Origin of the sequence: Bartonella sp. MM73XJBT, from assembly GCF_028618465.1 — a bacterium.
In the GTDB taxonomy this organism is placed as follows: Bacteria; Pseudomonadota; Alphaproteobacteria; order Rhizobiales; family Rhizobiaceae; genus Bartonella.
Window position 1 is genome coordinate 424 of record NZ_JAQISY010000117.1, and the last position, 466, is coordinate 889.

Genomic DNA, 466 nt, shown 5'->3' on the forward strand with positions numbered 1-466 from the left:
GCAAATTTTTACATTTTTAAAAATCTTCGCATTATGAAAAACCTGAGCATTATCCATAATCACAGCGTTGCCAGATACTTTAGAACTTCTATAAACACATGCATTATTACGCACTTGTACATTGTCAGAAACAAAGGAATCTGTAGCAACCATGGCATTATCGTACACCCAGCAATTGCCCTCATGAGAAAGGTTGCTTTCCTTTTCAATAAAGCCACCAAGGTCACCAGCCTTGACATCAGCAAAGTCTCTTAATGCCTTAATGCGATAAAGTCTTATAATCTTTTTAATCACGTTATCTTTAATTTCTGTGCTTTCATTAGTAAGTTCATATTTTTTAGATACAGTTATACCAGCCATAGGTCACTCCCTAAGTTTATATTCGTTAAATTTTAAAATGAGATGTTTTAAAGAAAGGCGCCCCCGCACCGCCCGCGCTTTTATTTAAGCAGCATCATTTTCATAT

General features: G+C 35.6%; 1 pseudogene. It reads right to left on the reverse strand.

Annotated elements, in window-relative coordinates:
* Positions 1-360 (reverse strand): annotated as a pseudogene (locus PVV69_RS09915) (hypothetical protein); the annotation flags it as partial.
* Positions 361-466: the final 106 nt, after the last annotated feature.